Source organism: Desulfosarcina sp. (assembly GCF_033791525.1).
GTDB lineage: Bacteria > Desulfobacterota > Desulfobacteria > Desulfobacterales > Desulfosarcinaceae > Desulfosarcina.
Genome location: NZ_JASJGN010000426.1, coordinates 1 through 19954 on the forward strand (window position 1 = coordinate 1; position 19954 = coordinate 19954).

15 protein-coding genes are annotated in these 19954 nt (G+C 49.8%); 14 read left to right on the forward strand and 1 reads right to left on the reverse strand.

Annotated elements, in window-relative coordinates; translation table 11 throughout:
- Positions 1–872 precede the first annotated feature (872 nt).
- Positions 873–1238: a PilZ domain-containing protein gene (locus QNK41_RS20490; protein WP_319260930.1), complete on the reverse strand. Its 366-nt coding sequence runs from the start codon at positions 1236–1238 to the stop codon at positions 873–875.
- Between the two features lie 747 nt (positions 1239–1985).
- Here QNK41_RS20490 and QNK41_RS20495 point away from each other — a divergent pair.
- The 14 genes from QNK41_RS20495 to QNK41_RS20560 form a co-directional block, all read left to right on the forward strand.
- Positions 1986–2189 carry a hypothetical protein gene (locus tag QNK41_RS20495; RefSeq protein ID WP_319260933.1) on the forward strand — a complete coding sequence of 68 codons (204 nt, stop codon included), beginning with the start codon at positions 1986–1988 and terminating at the stop codon, positions 2187–2189.
- 159 nt (positions 2190–2348) lie between these two features.
- Positions 2349–3524: an ABC transporter substrate-binding protein gene (locus tag QNK41_RS20500; RefSeq protein ID WP_319260935.1), complete on the forward strand. Its 1176-nt coding sequence runs from the start codon at positions 2349–2351 to the stop codon at positions 3522–3524.
- A gap of 57 nt (positions 3525–3581) precedes the next feature.
- Positions 3582–4016: a universal stress protein gene (locus QNK41_RS20505; protein WP_319260939.1), complete on the forward strand. Its 435-nt coding sequence runs from the start codon at positions 3582–3584 to the stop codon at positions 4014–4016.
- Positions 4017–4165: 149 nt separating this feature from the next.
- A complete protein-coding gene (locus tag QNK41_RS20510; RefSeq protein ID WP_319260941.1) occupies positions 4166–5680 on the forward strand; it encodes an alanine/glycine:cation symporter family protein in 1515 nt (504 codons plus the stop codon).
- 164 nt (positions 5681–5844) lie between these two features.
- On the forward strand, positions 5845–7050 hold the full coding sequence (locus QNK41_RS20515; RefSeq protein WP_319260945.1) for a proline dehydrogenase family protein: 1206 nt from the start codon (positions 5845–5847) through the stop codon (positions 7048–7050).
- A 608-nt stretch (positions 7051–7658) separates the two neighbouring features.
- Positions 7659–9230 (forward strand): BCCT family transporter, encoded by a 1572-nt coding sequence (locus tag QNK41_RS20520; protein WP_319260948.1) that lies wholly within the window; start codon positions 7659–7661, stop codon positions 9228–9230.
- A gap of 40 nt (positions 9231–9270) precedes the next feature.
- Positions 9271–10731, forward strand: coding sequence for a trimethylamine methyltransferase family protein (locus QNK41_RS20525; RefSeq protein ID WP_319260951.1), 1461 nt, complete (start codon positions 9271–9273; stop codon positions 10729–10731).
- Between the two features lie 791 nt (positions 10732–11522).
- On the forward strand, positions 11523–12623 hold the full coding sequence (locus QNK41_RS20530) for a M20 family metallopeptidase (protein WP_319260953.1): 1101 nt from the start codon (positions 11523–11525) through the stop codon (positions 12621–12623).
- Positions 12624–12822: 199 nt separating this feature from the next.
- A complete protein-coding gene (locus QNK41_RS20535) occupies positions 12823–14418 on the forward strand; it encodes a hypothetical protein (protein ID WP_319260956.1) in 1596 nt (531 codons plus the stop codon).
- A gap of 133 nt (positions 14419–14551) precedes the next feature.
- A complete protein-coding gene (locus QNK41_RS20540; RefSeq protein ID WP_319260960.1) occupies positions 14552–16081 on the forward strand; it encodes a glycogen synthase in 1530 nt (509 codons plus the stop codon).
- Positions 16082–16192: 111 nt separating this feature from the next.
- Entirely contained in the window at positions 16193–17122 is a 930-nt protein-coding gene (locus tag QNK41_RS20545; protein WP_319260963.1) for an alpha/beta hydrolase, read from the forward strand.
- 34 nt (positions 17123–17156) lie between these two features.
- Positions 17157–18080: a hypothetical protein gene (locus QNK41_RS20550; RefSeq protein ID WP_319260966.1), complete on the forward strand. Its 924-nt coding sequence runs from the start codon at positions 17157–17159 to the stop codon at positions 18078–18080.
- A 31-nt stretch (positions 18081–18111) separates the two neighbouring features.
- On the forward strand, positions 18112–19152 hold the full coding sequence (locus QNK41_RS20555; RefSeq protein ID WP_319260969.1) for a hypothetical protein: 1041 nt from the start codon (positions 18112–18114) through the stop codon (positions 19150–19152).
- Positions 19153–19556: 404 nt separating this feature from the next.
- Positions 19557–19954, forward strand: a 398-nt coding sequence (locus tag QNK41_RS20560) for a hypothetical protein (protein WP_319260971.1), incomplete at its 3' end; no start/stop codon positions are given.

Below are 19954 nucleotides of genomic sequence, written 5' to 3' on the forward strand. Positions count from 1 at the left end.
CAATAGCGGGATGAATGATTGAAGGGCGCGAATTGGGGGAGCCGGTTCCCAGAAATCGAATCTTTAGCCGACTGACACTCCCCCAGAACCCATATCGCATCGAGTGCTGTCCTTTTTACATTCTTTGGCCATTATCCAGACAATATTTGTAACCCTGACAAATTACATCTCCGGTTAAAGAGCAACAACGTTCCGATATAAATACATAATATTGAAATTCGACTATCCGGCACAAAATATGCTTAATCAATGGTTTTGAGAAGAGAAAGGAGTCCTTTCCGGCATCCGTAAAGATCGGGCTCAATCAATTTATACTCTGCTGAAGGGTGAAACTGAAGATGAGTAGAGTTCAAGAATTAATAAGCGTTTTGGCTGAAAAAGAAGTCATCGCCAGAGCCTTGATCGCTAAAGCTGATCGAATATGTAAAATCTGCGGAGAACCAGCAATTCTTTTCAGGACATCACGAGCTGAACTTGAATACTGCCTCTCATCGATATGCCAATCTTGCCAGGATTATTATTTCCCGAAAGAACAATGAACTAATTTTCCGAATTTTCCAATTCAATATCGAGCTACGCAGGGTTATTTTGACCCAAACTGAGCGTTTCAATTTTTTACAGATACCATAATTGGTTTGTATGCTTTGCTTTTGCGGTTTACCGATCTTAAAAAATTGAAACCCGTTGGGATCGCCGATCTTTATCCGCCTCAGGCGGATCAACGCATAACCGGTGTCAGCCGACATCCCGCATCGTCCACTATCGCGAAATGCCAGCTTCCTTGGTTCTGCGGCAAACTCGACAATCGATTGGGTTTGACAGGCTTCGGGGCCAGTGGTTTTGGTTTTTATCTTGATGTGCAATTATTAGTTTTACTCGTCCTCACGAAAAATCTCAGGGAAGTGTCCCTCCTTGCAGATCAAACCAGAAACCGTCTCAGTGAAGGTCACCGCAAATCCATCAGGATCCCTGCGAACTACCCTACCGGAGACCTGAAGGGTTTTGTCAAAATTAAACAATGGGAATTTAGTTAAAATAGGCTGTCCGACTGCAATCTTTCTATCTGTCCTGATGAATAAACCGCCAGCACCAATATTTTTTATTATATCTCGGAAATTCCCTTCTAACACGATGTATTCTGCAATTATATAGGCAGTACGTCGGGGATATTGGCGATTATTTGGAAAGCCAAGACCATTGCAAACCTGTTCTACGATGTCATGTTTCGTCGGTGCCATACAGAAACTCCGTAAATGCGATGGTAAAAATGAACGGCAGGAACACAAACACGTTCGCAAAGATTCCTATACTTGTCAAGGGGTTGGTGTTGTCTGACAATTTTTGAAAAAGAGGATAATGCGCAGAATTCTAAAGATAAAGTTCAGAACCATGATATCAAGAAAAATTTGCGACTACTGAATAGTGATCATTTGGCTGAATTGGGGAATTAAATACCGAAGAAGCAGAGTTGAGAATATTGGAAAGGATCGATCTTAGGCAACTGGTTTTTCGTGGCATACACCAAACAAAGCTTTATTGGGTACCTTGAGCGTGGAGGCTGTGACAAATTCATTTTTAATTTACCCTTGACCCACGCAACAAATCCGTTCTATTCATAAATATTAGCGATTGCTATACTTTCTCCTCTTATCCCTTGATCTGCGCGACCAATTGTAAAAATTGCATCGGAAATCAGCGGCTAACAGTCCAAGCGAATCAGAATAGGATTTCATCCTTGAACCGCGATAGCGAACGCATTCCCCGTCGCTTGCAGCGGGGTTAGCGCTCGCTATCGCGGTTCAATTTTTCTCTTGGTCGATAATTTTGGCAGGCATCCTGCGTAATTGGTCATCAACGCTTGCTCACCACCCATTGCCGCCTGCCCTGCCAACTTATTATAAAAAACAATATCTTATAGATAGTTGGGTGAATACATACCTGATACAGTTTCCATAAATTATTAGCCCCAAACAAAGGAGGAGCCCATGATTGTCGGAATTCTAAAGGAAATCAATACAGAGGAGAACCGCGTATGTATGGCTCCGGCAGGCGTCGAGGTAATGAAGGCGAATGGCCATTCCGTGCTTGTTGAAAAGGATGCCGGCAACGGCTTCGATGATGCCATGTACATCAACGCCGTGGCCGAGGCATTTGGTCTGGAACACATTGCTATTGACAGCCTGCTTTAACGCAGCTGAGTCGTAACGCATGATGCCTTCTTCGCCGGGCGTCATGCGCAACCTTCTGAGGAAGCACGCAAACCTATTTCGATTCACAGCTGAGAAATTAATTTCAAGGAGGAATCGTCAATGTCACTAACCAAAAAATACTTTTTAGCAATAGCGGTTATGATTGCCCTCATCGGATCGGGGACCGCTGCTGCCGATGTGAAAATTGGTTTTCTCGCCGGATTCACAGGCCCGCTCAAAAGCTTAGCGCCGGGAATGTACAAAGGCGCCAAACTTGCTGCCAAGCATGTGAATGATCAAGGCGGCATCTTAGACGGTCAACAAATTGTCATGCCGAGCGGCGATTCAACCTGCTCGGATGTCACCGCTGCTGTGGAAGCCGCCACCCACCTCGTTGAGGATGAAAAAGTCTTGGCCATTGTCGGACCGCTATGTTCGGGTGCGGCCATTGCTGTTTATAAAAATGTGACCATACCCGCGGGCATCACAGTGGTGTCCCCATCGGCAACCTCTCCTGCGATCACATCGCTCGATGATGGGGATCTCGTGTTTCGCGCCTCGCCTTCCGATGTATACCAGGGCGGCATCATGGCACGCTTGTTACTGTCCAAGGGGATCAAACAAATTGTTATTACCTACGTGGACAATGATTGGGGCAAGGGCATTTCCGCTGAACTTTCCAGCGCTTTCGAAGCCGCAGGCGGTAAGGTGGCCGGGAATATGCCGCACGAGGAGGGGAAATCGGACTACAGTGATGTTATCCGATCGCTGTCAGCTTCGGGCGTCGATACGTTGATCGTGCTGGCATATGCCAACGGTTCCGGTCAGACAATACTTCGGCAGGCGGTGGAAAGCGGTGCTTTCGACCAGTTTGTCGGTGGAGACGGGATGGCCAGCAATACCCTTATCGCAGCCATTGGAAGTGACAAGCTCAGAGGAATGATTGTGACCAAACCAGGTGCCCCGGATAGCACGGGAGCGAGAGTATTCAACAAATTTGCCTGGGGCAGTAATCTGAACCCAGCGGGGGCATTTGTCGGACAGTCCTATGACGCCGCTTTTCTGCTTGCGCTGGCCATCGAAAAAAACGGCAGTGCGGATCGTACCGGGATAGCCCAGGCTTTGCGAGCCGTGGCGACCCCTCCCGGTGAGTTTATACTGCCGGGAGAGTGGGCGAAAGCAATAGCATTGATCAAGGCCGGTAAAGCGATCAACTATGAGGGCGCAACCGGCAGTCTCGATTTTGATGAAGCCGGTGATGTGTCCGGAGTGATTATTGAAATGGGCGTGAATGTAAGAGAAGGCTCATTCATTGAATTTGGCCAGGTAAAGTAACCAAAGATAATAATCGTGTAAACCGCCATCAAATTTCATTTTTGAAAAGGAGGCCCAATGACTGATACAATATTGATAGGCATTGACGGCAGTGAAGCCGGCGAGCATGCGGTAAATTTTGCCGTCTCACAAGCCAAGTCCGGCCACACAAGTCTGGTACTAGGTTATGTGGTTGAATGGTCACCTTATACATTTAACACCCCCGAAGAAAACGAACAACGTCATCTGCGTCGGAAAGAAGAGATCAAAACCGCCAGGGAGAGAGTGCTGAACCCGATACTGACGTCGCTCGAAAGCCAAAACATCAAGGCTCTCGGCGTTGTCCGCCATGGTCAAGTGGCCGATGTCTTGCTCCTAATCGCCAAGGAGCAGGATGCCGGGCAAATTGTTGTCGGCAGGGTCGGCCATTCGGGGATCAAATCCTTACTTTTTGGAAGTGTTGCCGCAAAGTTGATCCAGCTTGCCCACATCCCGGTAACCATCGTCCCATAGCAACGACGTGATTGGCCTTCCATATTGTTTGTTTCTTTGCATAAGGGAATGAGAAATCATGCAAGCCTTCGGCAATATGCTGTTTTTTTATAAAACTGCCAAGGCTATCTGTGAAACTTATCCGACATGATGAAAAGGGAGCGATAATAATGAAATATAAAGCCATTTCGATTTTAGTAACGGTGTTTACCTTGTGGGCGCCAGTGGCGGCCTTCTCTCAGGACGCCGGGGGGGGAATCGATCAAAAGATTGGCGAAATTTTCAGCACCGTTTTTGGTCCGTTCGTTTCATTCATTTTTTATTCCGTATCGATCAATGGGGTCAGCTTCCCCCTGATCGTCGCTTGGCTGATCCTCTGTGCGTTCATTTTGACGGTATACATGGGGTTTGTCCAGTTTACGGGTATCCGGCATTCTATCGACCTGCTTCGCGGTGTCTATTCCAATCCTGATGATGCCGGTGAAGTGTCGCACTTTCAGGCGCTGGCCACAGCACTATCCGGCACGGTGGGGCTGGGAAACATCGCCGGTGTAGCGGTTGCGGTCAGCTTGGGAGGACCCGGCGCCACCTTCTGGATGATCGTGGCAGGACTTGCCGGTATGGCCTCGAAATTTACCGAATGCACACTGGGCGTCAAATATCGTGAAGAGTTTCCCGACGGACACGTTTCCGGCGGCCCGATGTATTATCTGAGCAGGGGTTTGGCCGAAAAAGGGAAGCCGGGTCTTGGCAAGGTACTTGCCGTATTATTCGCCATCATGTGTATCTTCGGCTCATTTGGCGGGGGCAATATGTTCCAGGGGAACCAGGCCCATCAAATGATTGCCAATACATTCGGGATCTTTACCGATACCGGCTGGTTGTTTGGACTTATCCTGGCCGTTATCGTCGGTGCCGTTATCATTGGCGGCATCAAATCCATCGCCAAGGTAACGGAAAAAATCGTACCGTTGATGGCGATCATATATGTGGGTACCGCCCTGGTGATCCTGATAGCGAACTTCACCAAAATACCATCCGCATTTGCGCTCGTCATTCAAGGGGCTTTCGCGCCCGAAGCCATTGGTGGCGGGATCGTCGGTGTTCTGATTCAAGGCCTTAAGCGTGCCGCGTTCTCAAATGAAGCTGGCGTCGGCTCGGCAGCGATCGCCCACTCCGCCGTTCGAACCAGCGAACCGCTCACCGAAGGATATGTGGCCCTGCTAGAACCGTTCATCGACACGGTGGTGATCTGTACCATGACCGCCCTGGTCATTGTCATTACCGGGGCATACGCCGACTCAGGGGGAATGACCGGTGTGGCCTTGACATCGGCCGCGTTCCAGTCCGTGTTTCCCTGGTTTGGCGTCGTACTCGCCATCGCCGTGCTTTTGTTCGCCTTCTCCACGATGATCTCGTGGTCCTACTATGGATTGAAATCATGGACCTACTTGTTCGGGGAAAGCCGCATTTCGGAGTTGACCTTTAAATTGATCTTCTGTGTGTTTGTGGTTATCGGATGCAGCATGAGTCTGGGGCCTGTGATTGATTTTTCAGATGCAGCAATTTTTGCCATGTCCCTTAGCAATGTGCTTGGCTTGTATTTGTTGATGGGAACCGTGAAAAAGGATCTCAAAGACTATCAGGCGAGAATAAAATCTGGAGAGATCCAGCGCTATAAATAAACAGGCTTTGCGATTAAATATAAAATGCCTACGCAGTGACAATGTGGGTTATGGTTTTATTCGATTTTCAATCGTGTAGTTGAAACCTTAGGGCAACAGGGCATCGATTTTCCCAGAGTCACGGACCTGCTCAACGCCAACGGAATTGAATGAAGGTGGCAATCATGAATAAAACCAATAAATTTAAAGATTCAGCGTTGCCTGTTTCTTTTGAAGATACATTCATTGCCTTTCAACATAAGTCGGACCGAGAGCTATTATTAGCATATTTTATATTTGGATTAACCAAAAGCCCCTTTCTGGTAAAATTCCTTTCACAGGTTGCAAAAGTGACCCTATCAATGGGCCTGCCGGTAAAACCGTTAATCAAGGCCACGGTATTTAAGCTATTCTGTGGCGGTGAGAAGAAAGAAGAGTATTCAAAGGTAATCGCAAAGCTGGGTAAGGCGGGCATCGGCACCATATTGGACTATTCGGTTGAAGGGACTGAAGACGAAGCTGGCTTTGATGGTACGAAGATAGAATTGTTAAATATTATTGAGCAATCCAAGTCAAACCCCAATATTCCGTGTACCTGCATGAAAATGACCGCAATCGGTTCATTTGAAATATTCGAAAAAGTCACCGCCAATATTGTGCTTTCTATAGATGAGCAGCGCGCATGGGACAAGGTAAAAAATCGACTTGACGAGATATGTAAAGCGTCTTACCGGGCAGGTAAACCCATTTATATCGATGCAGAAGAAAGCTGGACCCAGGCAGCAATAGACCAATTGGCTGAAGAAATGATGTCGAAGTATAATAATTATAAAGCCATCGTATTTACCACCTTACAATTGTATCGGTGGGATCGTATTGATTATTTGGTTCGCTTAATGGAGCAAGCCAGATCGGGATCATATCGCTTAGGCATAAAAATTGTGCGCGGCGCCTATCTTGAAAAAGAGAGGGAAAGAGCACGCCTTATCGGTTATAAATCCCCCATAAATTCATCTAAATTGGACACGGATAAAGAATATAATAAAGCAATAGAACTATTTATAAATAATATCGATGTAGTGGAAATCTGTGTGGGTACTCATAATGAAGACAGCTGCAGATTGCTGGTCAACCTAATGGCTGAAAATAAACTTGCCAGAAACCACCCGCACATCTATTTCTCTCAGCTTTATGGAATGAGCGATAATATCAGCTTTAACCTTGCCAATGCCGGCTATAATGTTAGTAAATACCTTCCCTTTGGACCGGTAGAATCAACTTTACCCTATTTAGCCAGGCGAGCGGAAGAAAATACCGCCATCGCTGGCCAGATGAGCAAGGAACTCGAAATTATATCAAAGGAACGCAGACGAAGAAAGATAGCGAACTAGTTCTTTTATCGATTCATCAATCCGGCATTTCAATATAGCTTTAAACATTGATACGAATAGCAATATCCTTTTCAAACTATTTTTGCACATAGCCAATAAAATAATATCCGCTTTTTGCTGCAGCTGCATGCAATGGAACTGTGGGTCGGCTACCATAACGTGGCTGAACCGATTACGATTTAGTGATATGGCCCCGCAGCTATTATTGTTTCCATCGAGCCTTGATAAATACTGGAGAGATTTGCCCCAGAGCGGATAAATCCAAGAGCCGGGATATAAACAATCAGGTTCCATTATCGAAGGTCTTTGGGTTCGGCTATTTTTGACACGGATTTCCGAACCCAAACTGGGATTCCTGTTCGCTCAATCCTTATGTCGATTCCAGCGTTGGTAACGGCTTTGACAAATTGAACATCTTTTTGATAAAGTGAATAATCTTGTATGTGATATCTTCATCCTGTTTTAAATTTATTGAAGAGATGTCTAAATCTCTTTTGATCCAATAAATCCTCTGATCGTTCTTGGTAACATTCGACTTTTGCCTTTTTTTGTAAAGTCAGATTTGGGTGTCTTAGAAAGCCTACAACCCTTTCCTGAAATGGTTTTTTATGAAAACAGAAGAAAGTAAAAAAACTTATGATCCATTCGTATTTTGGGTTTCGGCATCGATAACGATAGGTTTCGTTGTCTGGTCAATATTTTTACCAGAAAGCATGAATACCGTTATCAATGCCGTCTTTGGTTGGACTACTGGTAACTGGGGGTGGCTATACTTGATCACGGCTTTTGTACTCGTGGGAGGTTGTGTCGTCCTCATGCTCGGCAGATTTGGCCGCATCAAGTTAGGGCTACCTGGTGATGAGCCAGAGTTCTCAGATTTTTCCTGGTTTGCCATGCTATTCGGTTCGGCAATTGCGGCCGGAATCGTATTCTGGGGACCAGCCGAACCGGCTTACCATTTTATGAACCCGCCGCCATTTTTCGGTGGTGAAGCCAAGACCGCGGAAGCCGGCGCCAATGCAATGACCTACTCGTTTTTTCACTGGGGATTGAGTGCCTGGGCCATTTTTGCCATGCTCACCATTCCACTGGCCCATGCCTGTTACACCAAAGGATTGCCTTTTAAATTCTCGAGTGCCTTTTACTATGTGCTGGGTGATAGGATCCACGGTATCTGGGGCAAAGTCCTCGATATTTTCTCTGTCTTTGCTACTCTCGGCGGTTTGGCAACCACTACCGGCTTGGTCGCCCTGCAACTTTCCAGCGGATTGAAATTCCAATACGGGGTGGAACTAGGGCCCTGGGGCATCTATATTATCATAGGAATATTGACTGCAATTTTCACCCTTGCCGTCTACACTGGTATCGAGAAAGGCGTCAAGCTCATCGGCGATGTCAACATGTGGGTTTTTGTCGGAGTTTGGTTCTTTGTCCTGATTTTCGGCCCCACAATCTTTCTAATCAACTTAACGACCAATGCCATGGGGCAGTACCTGCTGTATTTTCTGCCCATGAGCCTGTATACCGCACCAGGGGTCGAAGGCAACTGGATAGGCTCCTGGACGGTTTTCTATTGGGCGTGGTGGATGAGTTGGGCACCATTTGTGGCTGTGTTCATTGCGAGAATCTCCAAAGGCCGCAGTATTCGTCAAACTGTGGCCGCCACCTTGCTGCTTCCTACATTGGGCGATTTCCTATGGTACGGCGTGATTGGCGGAACCGGTATCAAGTTCGATGTTACCGGAACCTTGCAGGAACATGGCGTGGAGAGTGCCATATTTGCCATTGCTCAAAATCTTCCCATGACCGGTGTCCTTTCGATCTTTCTATTTTTTTTGATTACCACATTTTTCCTGACCAGCGCCAATTCAGCGGCCATGTCTCTGGCCATGTTCGTTTCCGGCCATGAAACACCGAGTAGAAACCTCAGAGCTTTCTGGGGAATCGCACTGGGGTCCGTTGCCGCCGTGCTGGCCGGTGCCGGGAGCCTGAAGGCCATTCAGACAGCCTCCATTGCAGCTGCCTTCCCGATGATGTTTCTTTTGCTGCTGGTCACATACGGGACGTTCAAAGGTCTAATCCAGGGAGAGGCCGCGAACGACTTATCATCTTCGACAACCCAAGCGGAAACGGTCGCTTCCAAAGAAGAAACGACCCCAGCGGCATCACTCATAGAATAAATACCTTTTAGCAAATGCGGCCATTAAGGAGAAAGGAAGAATGAAAATGAACCAACAAGCGGAAGTGCTCTTTAACACAGGGATTCAATTCGAAAACGAATATAATTTCGAAAAGGCAAAACGTACCTACGCTGAAATCCTTCAACACATCAAAGACGAACCACTACTGGAGAAGGTGCGCTGGCGCATGGAGGACATGGACGGCCTCATCGCCGAAAAAACCATATACCAGCGCATCGAGGAAAATGGCAAACGCGTGCTGACGGACATCGGCATGAACATCGCCGAGAACCAGACCCTGATGGACATTCTCATGGAGGCCGACGCTATCGATTTCGACAACGAGACAGCCATCTTCATCCCCCTCAAACGGGATTACATCGATAGCTGCTTGGAGCAGGTACCTCGCCAGATGCCCGGCGATCCAGGATTGAATACCTTCGGCACCGGCGCCACGCCGCCGTTTCTCAAACGGGCCACCGACGATGAGCTGCGGGCAGCCAGCCATGACGAATACGAGCGGATCACCCAAATCGTGGGCGAACAGCAGGACGTGGTGAGCATCTTCAGCCTTCCGGTGGCCAACGACAAGAGCATCTCCTTGTTCGAGGTGGCCCAACTCATGGAAAAGCGTTTTCCCGGACTCAAGATGACCGCCACCAATCGCATGTCCGACGACGAAGTCACCTTCCTCAAGGGCAAGGACCACTGGGTGGACGGCACCAGTCTGATCACCTCCCTGGCGCCGATGGGGACCATGGTGGAACCGTTTTTGCGCAGCGCCCGCACCGGCAACAACCTGTTGCTGCTAGACCTGACCATCGCCGGCATGTCCGGCGGTGGCAGCCCCGAATCTCTGCTGACCCAGATCCACGCCCAGGTGATGTTCATGATGGTCATGGCCCAAACGGTGAATCCCGGTGTATCCTGCATACATGGCGGCATTCCCGGTGTCACCGAAATGGGCGGCGACCTCTCCTACAGTTCACCCCATCAACCGCTGATTAACGCGGCCATGGCGAGGGTGAATACCTGGATCACCGGATTCCCGTCAGCCCAGTCCGGCGGCAGCACCAGCCTGACCGACGTCACCCTTCAGGCGGTGTCCGAGTCTGAACTGAGCCGCAATTCGCTGCGTAAATACGGGGTGCATATCGTGCGACATGCCTTGGGCGCCTTGGGTAGCCTGAATTTTTTCAGCCTGGAAAAATTTCTTGAAGATTGCGAACGGGAGCGTCGCTCCAAACAGATCTTTACAGAGAGCCCCAAAGATCGCGGCGTCATCCCCATGTATTTTCCTGCCGATGACCAGGCCCTGGCGGGTATCCGGGAGATTGCCGAAAAGGGCAACCCCAAAAGTGCGGACCATACCCTCAAGAACGTGGATTCCTTCCGTTTGTGGGAATCCACGATCAATGCAGCGGCCAAGAAAAAACTGTACTATCCCCAGCTCAACGACACGGTCATCGAAATTGTCGGCAGGGGGGAAATGATTCCCTGAACCCAGGTATATTGGGTGCCACTGTCACTGAGAAGAAAATCATTAAAAGACCATATCTCTTATCCGCCGGGGTATATCGATCTGTCGATAGAGTCTGAGAATGATTGATGGTCTCAAGTTTTCTGTCATTCCCTTACGGGAGTAGCAGTGTTGGGATCTGATTGTCGATTACGCAGCGAATACGCCTCAGCCTCGATCGTGAATTAAAAGATGCCTGATTTTAATCCTGCATGCGTATTGCAACTTTTCTCATCAGTTATCATGGATTGAACCCTCCCCGCGGCCCCGATGAGCGGGATCTCCGCTTCGCTTCGACAAGCGGCGAGGAATGCGCTCACTATCGCGGTTCATACCGCCTTGCTTTGAAAAATAATAAAGGAGGGTCAGGTGCCGGCGGGGGCAGGCCTTGGATGATATTTTAAAAATGATCCTATCTGCCGTTGACGCGGCATTCATCCGACTCGGCAGGCATGGCAAGATAACACACGAATCGGTGGGCTTCGTTTTCGTAGGATAGCCATTACGTACCTGTCTGGTCCTTAAAATTTCGGCCACTGGTCCGAAGAGCGTCTGTCCCACGGATTGACATGGGTCACCGCCGTGGTTTAGTCTCAATACATGACAACTCGTCAAAATTGTCAGATATATTCATCGAATGGTGCATAATTGCCACCAACCCGAATTTCCACCTGATCGCTTTATAAAGCATATACGTGACAATGAGCTATCGCCCAAAAGGGATTTGTTCTGATTGAAAATCCGGAACTCGGATAATGAGAAAGGAGTTTATCATGGATCGTCAATATCTCGAACTTTTCAAACAGTTGATCCGTCAGAAAACCACCCATGAGCCTCAAAACATGTCGGAACATGATCGCTGCCGCGATCTTCTGAAAGCTGAAGCGGAAAAGCGTGGTCTGAAGACGAGAATAATCCCTTCCGATCCCTACCCCTCCCTGCTTGCCGGAATTGATGTTGAAGCCCTGAACCCCGACCTGATGCTGTCATGCCATTTGGATGTGGTTCAGGCCCAGGATGAACAGTTTGAACCGCAAATAAAAGGCAGCAGGATGATCGGGCGGGGCACCAGCGACATGAAGTTTGCCGTTCCGATTTTCTTTAATGTCTGGGACCGCCTCAAGTCAGGCCAGGATAAAATTCTCCTGTCGTTTACCTTTGATGAGGAAATTGGCGGAAACAAAGGGATTGGTTATTTACTGAATGAAGTTGGGCTGAGGCCAGCAGTGTGTTTTCTGCCGGATGGCGGCGATAATTTTCAGATTGAAGCGGAAGAAAAAGGCGTTTTCCATTTTGATGTAAAAACCGCCGGTAGATCAGCCCATGGATCCAGACCGTGGCTGGGCGAAAATGCCATTGATAAAATGTTGGCGATCTATTCTGACTTGCGCAAGGAATTTCCTTTTGTTTACTCCCCTGAACAATGGACCCACACCTTGAATTTTGGAAAAATTGTGGCCGGCGATGCGGCCAATAAAGTGCCTGAGACCTGTGAAGCCAGCTTTGATTTGCGCTTCATCGAAGGCCAGACGGCGGAAGAAATAAAGGATGTGGTGCGGAAAATTGTAGGCCAGCGGGGGGCATTTGAGCCGCAGGTAGTGGGAGACAATTTTTATCTGGATATGGAGCTTTGGTGCAGTCGCATGTTTCAAAAGGCCGCCGAGCGCCACCTATCCCACCCCATGCCGATTTATCGCAGCGAAGGTGCTTCCGACGCCCGCTTTTTTACCCCATACAAAATACCGGTGATCATTTCCAAGCCAGTTTGCGCAGGGCATCACTCTGACCATGAATGGATTGATCTGGAAAGCATCCCCACTTACACCAATATCCTTTCTGATTTTGTCGAGCAGGTGGTTGACGGGAAACAATAGCCAAGAAACAAATGACAATCAATTGGTGGTTTGGCCCTTTTTCGAGATTTGGGTATGGTAATTTGAAAATTATTTGAAATTTGGTGTTTGTAATTTGTTATTTGAGATCTGGTGGCTCCCATTAGTTGTTTGCGGCCTACGCCTTTTCAACAGCACCGGTCCATCCGAGCCAGGTAGAAGATTAATAGAGAGGAAAGGTATGAGCGATAGGACACATTTGCCAAGTATTGAGCAGGCCCTTGAAACGTTGCAGGAGATAGAAAAAAAGGTTGACGAAGGGACACGCATTGCGCAAACACGGCGGGCACTGGAAAAAAATGAACGTGTCGCTAAAAATAAAGCGGTGGTGGCAGGCTACTACCAAAGCCTTGCCGACAAGGGATTGTTTGTACCGATCTATGGAGCGGGGGATTTTCCCTGGGCGCTCCCCCTTCATCTGCCGCCATACCTTATCGAGATCCTCTGGGCGACGTCCCGTGTTCTCTATGCGCTGGCGCGCAAGCATCTTACGGCCGAAGGTCCAGACTACCTGATCAAACGGATTCCGGATGGATGGATTACCGATGAGATGGCCGACATCCTGCACACGTATTACCTGACCGTTGAACCCGACCTGGCCTTTGATGTGCTGGTATACGGCGCCAACTCCAAGCGGGGCATGGACTTTGACGAATTCAAAGCCTCCGGTGACCATCTCTATGCCAAAATACTGGAGGCACAAAGTGTGGATACCTACTATGGATGGCTCCGGGAGTGCATTCGATCGGCAAGAAAAACCGGTGCCTTTGATGATTCCATATTCACCCGGGTCAACATTGATGATCGCCCACTTACCGATGCAGAACTGGATGAGCAGGTCCTGGCCACCTATATCCACGGATCGGAGAATCATCGCGACCGGATTCTCTTCCTGGAGATCGATCCCCGGAACCAGCCCAGTTTTCAGAATTTGGCCCTGTTGGCGAAATTTATAAGCCAAGGCGATCCCTCCCAGCAGCCGCTGATTCTCGATCCCCAGGATCTGTTTTTCAAGGGCGACCAGCTTTGTTACCGCTGGGAGGGGCAAACGGGATCAACGAATAAAGTCATTTCCAGGCTGGTGGACACAGATTTTAAAGCGTATCTGAAAAAGATGAGCGTCGAAGGAAAACCGGAGGTCATCGAATGCCTCCGGCGACTGTATGCAACGCCGGCCCTCTGGTCGGATCTGTCGAAACATATCGCCGGTTTTTACCTGATCGATAAAAGCTCTATCACCGACCTGTGTATGCTGGAAGGTGTGGGTGTCGCACCGCAGACCCAGCGCATCACCCCCAGTCTGCTGGAATCGTTCCGCAAGGATCCGGACCAGTTGAAGCAATTGGCCGTCAAACCACTGCACGGGATGAGTTCAAAAGGGGTGTTCGTCAGCCCTGATCTGGCCGTGGTGGAAAAATATTGTTCCGAAGAGCCCATGCTGGCCCAGGAAATGTTCTGGGCCACGCCGGTGATGCCGAATATCAATGAGGAATTGACGGATCCCGACGCTTTGGCGGGATTCTGTTCTGAAACCCGGTTGGTATTCCATGCGGGCTCGCCGGCCGTCTCCGATTCGCCCCATGCCGCCCGGTGCATCCTGGCCCTTGGCCGCATTCACTACGCGAGTAAAGACCCGGCCCGGAAAATAAAAGACGATGCTGCCGGGCGAGGCTGGTTCTCCAACATGGGAGCCATTATGGCGGTAAAAAGAGAACTGGGCATGACCGACAAGCGTGGGGCCGGATTGGGGATGGCGCCGATTTGCTGGCTCGATTAAAGCCAACGTATCAGGCTTTAAGATAATTAATTTAGCAAGGATAGAGGGAGGAAGCCGTATTGTAATACTGCGACGACCGATAACGCAGTCCAAATTAATTATCTTAATGCCTGAATTGAAGGAGTCGCAGCTCATGACCACTGCCCAGAGCAATCCCCGGATCCTTATCGTGACACCGGAAGTCACTTATTTACCCGACAATATGGGTAATATCGCCAATTACCTGAAGGCCAAGGCCGGTGGGATGGCCGATGTGTCCGCCGCTTTAGTCAGTGCGCTGTTTGACCAGGGCGCCGATGTTCACGTTGCGCTGCCGAATTACCGCGCCATGTTCAACCACCAGCTGCCCCCGGTAATTAAAAAAGACATCAACACCATCCGAAGGATAATGCCTGGTGATCGGATCCATCTGGCTGAGGACAGGGCTTTTTTCTACATGAACCGGGTCTACTCCAATTACGGGGACGAAAACATGAAGATCTCCCTTGCCTTTCAGCGGGAGGTCATCAACAACATCGTTCCCCGCGTGCGGCCGGACCTTATCCATTGCAACGACTGGATGACCGGCCTGATTCCGGCCATGGCGAGGCAGGCGGGTATCCCCTGTCTTTTTACGATCCATAACATTTATAGCATGAAGTCCCTGCTCGCTCATATCGAAGAGAGTGGCATCGATTCGGCCTATTTCTGGCAAAATCTTTTTTATGAGCGCATGGGCTATGACTACGAAGGAACGCGTGAAACCAATCCCGTCGACCTCCTCGCTAGCGGTGTTTTTGCCGCCCACTTTGTCAATACGGTCAGCCCGACCTTCTTGCGAGAGTTGATTGAAGGAAGACATGATTTTGTTGAGGCGCCATTGAAACAGGAGTTGGCCGATAAATTCAACGCCGACTGTGCGGTGGGAATCCTCAATGCCCCGGACCCTTCTTTCGATCCGACCACCGACGATGACCTGGTGCTTGAATTCGATCACAACAATCATGTTACCGGCAAAAAGAAAAACAAGCGCGCCCTTCAGAAAATAGTCGGACTGAAGGAGGCTGACCAGGCGCCCCTCTTTTTCTGGCCTTCCCGTCTCGACACGGTTCAAAAAGGATGTCAGTTGCTTGCGGAGATTCTTTATGATGTGGTTTCACGCTACTGGGAACAGAACCTGGAGTTTGTCTTTGTTGCCAATGGGGAGTTTCAAAAATATTTCAAAGAGATCGTGCAGTTCCACAACTTGAGCAGGCAGGTTGCGATTTGCGACTTCGACGAGCACCTGGCTCGATTGGCATACGGCGCATCTGACTTCGTGATGATGCCCTCGCGTTTTGAACCGTGCGGTCTGCCCCAGATGATTGGCCCCATTTACGGCTCGCTGCCGATTGGCCACGATACCGGCGGGATCCACGATACGATCACCCACATGGATGTCGCCAACAACACGGGCAACGGTTTTCTTTTCAAGGATTTTGACTCCAATGGCCTGTCCTGGGCCATTGACGAAGCCATTAAATTCTACAATCTCAACTCGAAAATTAAAAAAAACCAGATCGAACGGGTCATGACCCAGAGCGCCGCGACCTTCAGTCATGCGGTTACGGCGCGTCAATACATTGATCTTTACGAAAAGATGCTGGCACGCCCCCTCATCAAGGAGGGCACAATTAGTCCTTGATGTGGCGAGGACGTACCTGCTAATGCTCCATTAAGATGATATCCAATTTTTGAGATGACTTCTAAGCAGATACATAAAGACAACCACTTATTCCATTTGGCTTGAAATATAATGAATCTAAAAACCTTTGACATTATCCAGACCTGTTGTGAAACGACCAGTAATGACGCCCCAATTAAGACGAAAATTCAACCGAATTTAAGCCCGGAGAAAAACGCCGATCTGATCGGCACTCTCGATCACTTTCCAAGTGTGCCGTCCCAATTCATCAATCCCCGCAATGTCGACGTCTGGCTGCCACCAGATTACGATGAAGGCCATGCCAACGGGTATGCAGTCCTCTATATGCATGACGGCCAGAACCTGTTTGAGGCGCAAAAATCTTACATCGGTGTTGATTGGGGCATGGATCAGACCATGGCAGTCCTTTTTCAGAAAAAGGAAATTCGACCAACCATAGTGGTCGGTATCTGGAACACCCCGCAAAGATTGCGTGAATACCTGCCGCAAAGGCCCTTTTGCGACTATCAGTCTCAACAGTCGAGAAGCCGCGTGATAAAGCGTTACGGGGGGGTTCCGATTTCTGACAAATACCTTCGCTTTTTAGTCAACGAGCTCAAACCCTTTGTTGATCGCCGCTATCGCACCCGTCCGGAGCGGGAGTTCACCTTTTTGATGGGGTCGAGCATGGGAGGATTGATATCGTTGTATGGGATTTGTGAATATCCGCATATATTCGGCGGGGCCGGCTGTCTTTCAACCCACTGGCCCATTGCACACCGGTCTTTCGGTAAATATCTGAAGGCACGGCTTCCCGAACCGGGACGCCATAAAATTTATCTGGACTATGGTGACGAAGCCAATACTGCCGGTTACCTTGCTCGCCAGAATCGTGTGGAACATATCATAAGGGAGAGAGGCTATGCGTTCGGAACAGACTGCCTCGCCAACTGGTTCGCCGGCGATCCACACTCCGAAACGGCTTGGCGTACCCGGGTCCACGAACCGTTGCGGTTCCTGCTGAAAAATAACCCCGAATGATCGAAAAAAACCATTTGCGCCAAAGGAGTGTCCTGTGCATCTTAAACCGACCGCCTTGATTTACAGTTCTCACAACCGCTGTGATTACCTGCACCGAGATTGGATCGTCCAGCGTGCGTTGGAGCATCCCCACAACAAAAGCGTATTGTACTTGCCTTTTGGCATGGAAAGCCGCGATTCTCAGGAGTTTTCATGGGGCACCTTCAAATGGTATTTCGACCAATTCACCCCCTATGGCCTCAATGCCACGGTCTTTTTCTGGAGCGACGAACTGTCGCGCCAGGATGCCGAGCTCTTTTTCAATATGGTCGACAACGCCGAAGTCGTCATTCTGGGTGGCGGCGAAGTGGATATCGGTTTCGAACGCTATGATGCCATGGGCGGTTATTTCTTCGATGATTATGATCGGTTCAGGAACGCGCTTCAACAGCGCCAGCATGCCGGCAAACTGACGGTGGGGTTTTCGGCCGGGGCCGCGCAACTGGGAGATGTGTGTGCACAAGACGACTACCATCGCTGTTACGCTTTGATCCACAATATTACCACTACGCTGCACCATGAATCGAGCCGGGAGGCGGAGCTTTACGAATTGGCACAACGGTTTCAGGGACATCTGGCCTTCGGCCTGCCCAACGATGCCGGCATCGCTTCCAACCAGGGTTTTCTCGCCTCGGGTAACAAATGGCAGGTATTGCAGTTTGTCATCGACAATTCCTGGGATCTTCCGGAAGACCATTTTCACATCAAGACTCGCCAGGGAATGGGCATCGAACACATTTACCACGACGGCCGCAAATGGACCTTTAACGGCGGAGACGTACTGATCAGGATCTTTTCACCGGACTACAGCTATCAGGGCTCCTGGATCATTAGGCCCGACCATCAGACGGTGATTGACTATTGGAGCCAGTCCCCTTCCAGGTTTGCCAACATCGACCATATCATGGCCGAGCACTAGCAATGATCGATTCAAAGCATGGGGGTTGAAGATGACAAAAAAAATCGGAATTCTGAGAGGCCGGGAAGATAATTTCCCCAATGCGCTGGTGGAAGCCATTAACCATAAAGGAAATGGTGAAGTCGTGGCCGAATTGGCAATCATGGGTGCCGGACGCCTTGGCGTACCCCCGGCCTACGATTTGATTTACGACCGCATTTCTCATGATTACCCCTATTATCGGTACCTGCTCAAAGCCGCAGTAGCACACGGCACCTATGTAATCCCCAACCCACTGCTGTGGAGCGCGGATGATAAATACCTGGGGTTTACCGTGGCTGCCAACCTTGGGTTGACGATACCCAAGACCTGTCTTCTGCCCATCGCCGGCTCGACGCGGTTGTACGACATCACGGCCGAGTCCCTGCGCAACTTGAAGTACCTGGATCATCCCGAATGGCAGGCCATTTTCGATACCATCGGTTTTCCGTGCTGGCTAAAGCCCGTCTCCGGCGGTGGCTGGCTGGCGGTCAGCAAGGTCCATAACCCGGATGAATTCTTCCATCTCTACAACAACGAAATTTTCCATACCAAACCCGTTTACCCCGAAGACGTCGGTCAAGATATAGCAGTGCGTAATTGGCTCAGCCGGACGTTGGTATTCATGCTGCAGGAAGACATCGCCTATCAGCAGTTTGCACGCTGTTTTTATATCGCCGGCGATGTCACCACGGTTCGTTTCGAACCGCCGGACCGTGTTGCCGGCGAGCGGCTGGGGAGCTACTCGGTCGATCCGGACTTTTTCGGCCCCGAACTGCTGGCGCGTATCGAAACGTATGTCCGAAAACTGAACCAGGCCCTGGGCTATGAGATCAATACCACCGAGTTGTTGGTTAAGGACGGGGTCCCCTATGCCATCGACTTTCTGAACTTTGCCTGCGATTTCGACATCAATTCGGTGGGCGCCCACCTGGCCGGCATGGGTGTGGACAAGGTTTCCGATTACCTGATCAAATGTGTGACCGATGAAAGTGCCCGCCTGCAAAACCAAAACAATGTCTGGCGCAGCCTGATCCACGGGGGCCTCGAGTAATTGTGAGCGTTCACAGGTTCAAGGTTCACCGTTCAGGGTTACCATTTTTTCATCAACCTTGATAAACTCGTAAAAAGTCGCATTTCCGACGGATTCGTAAAAAGCCCGAAATCAAGGCTTGCGAGCCGCGAAAGCGAGTGAGGTCCCCGTCACTTACGGCGGGGTTAGCGAGCGAACTTGAAATCGATTCCCATCCATACGGCGCTGCGCAGCACTGCCGTTATAGGCAGAACATTGCCAGCTGGAAATCTTCAACCCTGAGAATACCGCTATCGCGGGTGCCGAAGGCAGCGTACTGAGCGTACGTTGCAGTGACGAAGGATGAAGCGTAACGCAGATATTTATCCGCCTCAGGCGGATCGGACTTTTTACGGATCCGTCAACGATGACCCGGAGAAACACCCATGATCCGACTCCACCTGCAGGTCGACGCGTCTTGTGTACCCCTGTTTAACTCACTGTTCGAGAAAGGTGTCGTCCTGTCCACAAGAACCGGATGCACCCTGCGGGATTTTCTGTGCGGCCAACTTGGCCTTTCCGACGAATACCTCGACCAGCGGGTCCAGACCCTGTTCCTGGATGCCAGACCGGTGGACGATGTAGACAAGGCAGTGATCCGGGACGGGTCGATTCTGGCCCTGAGTGCGGCCATGCCCGGAATACTCGGGGCCACCATGCGCAAGGGCGGACGATACGCCGCCTTTCGAAAGGATATCTCTCAACACGCCGATGAATGCGGCATCTGCGACACTTCGGGACGGGTCACGGTCAAGCTGTTCAACATGGTGGCCAGAGAGGTCGG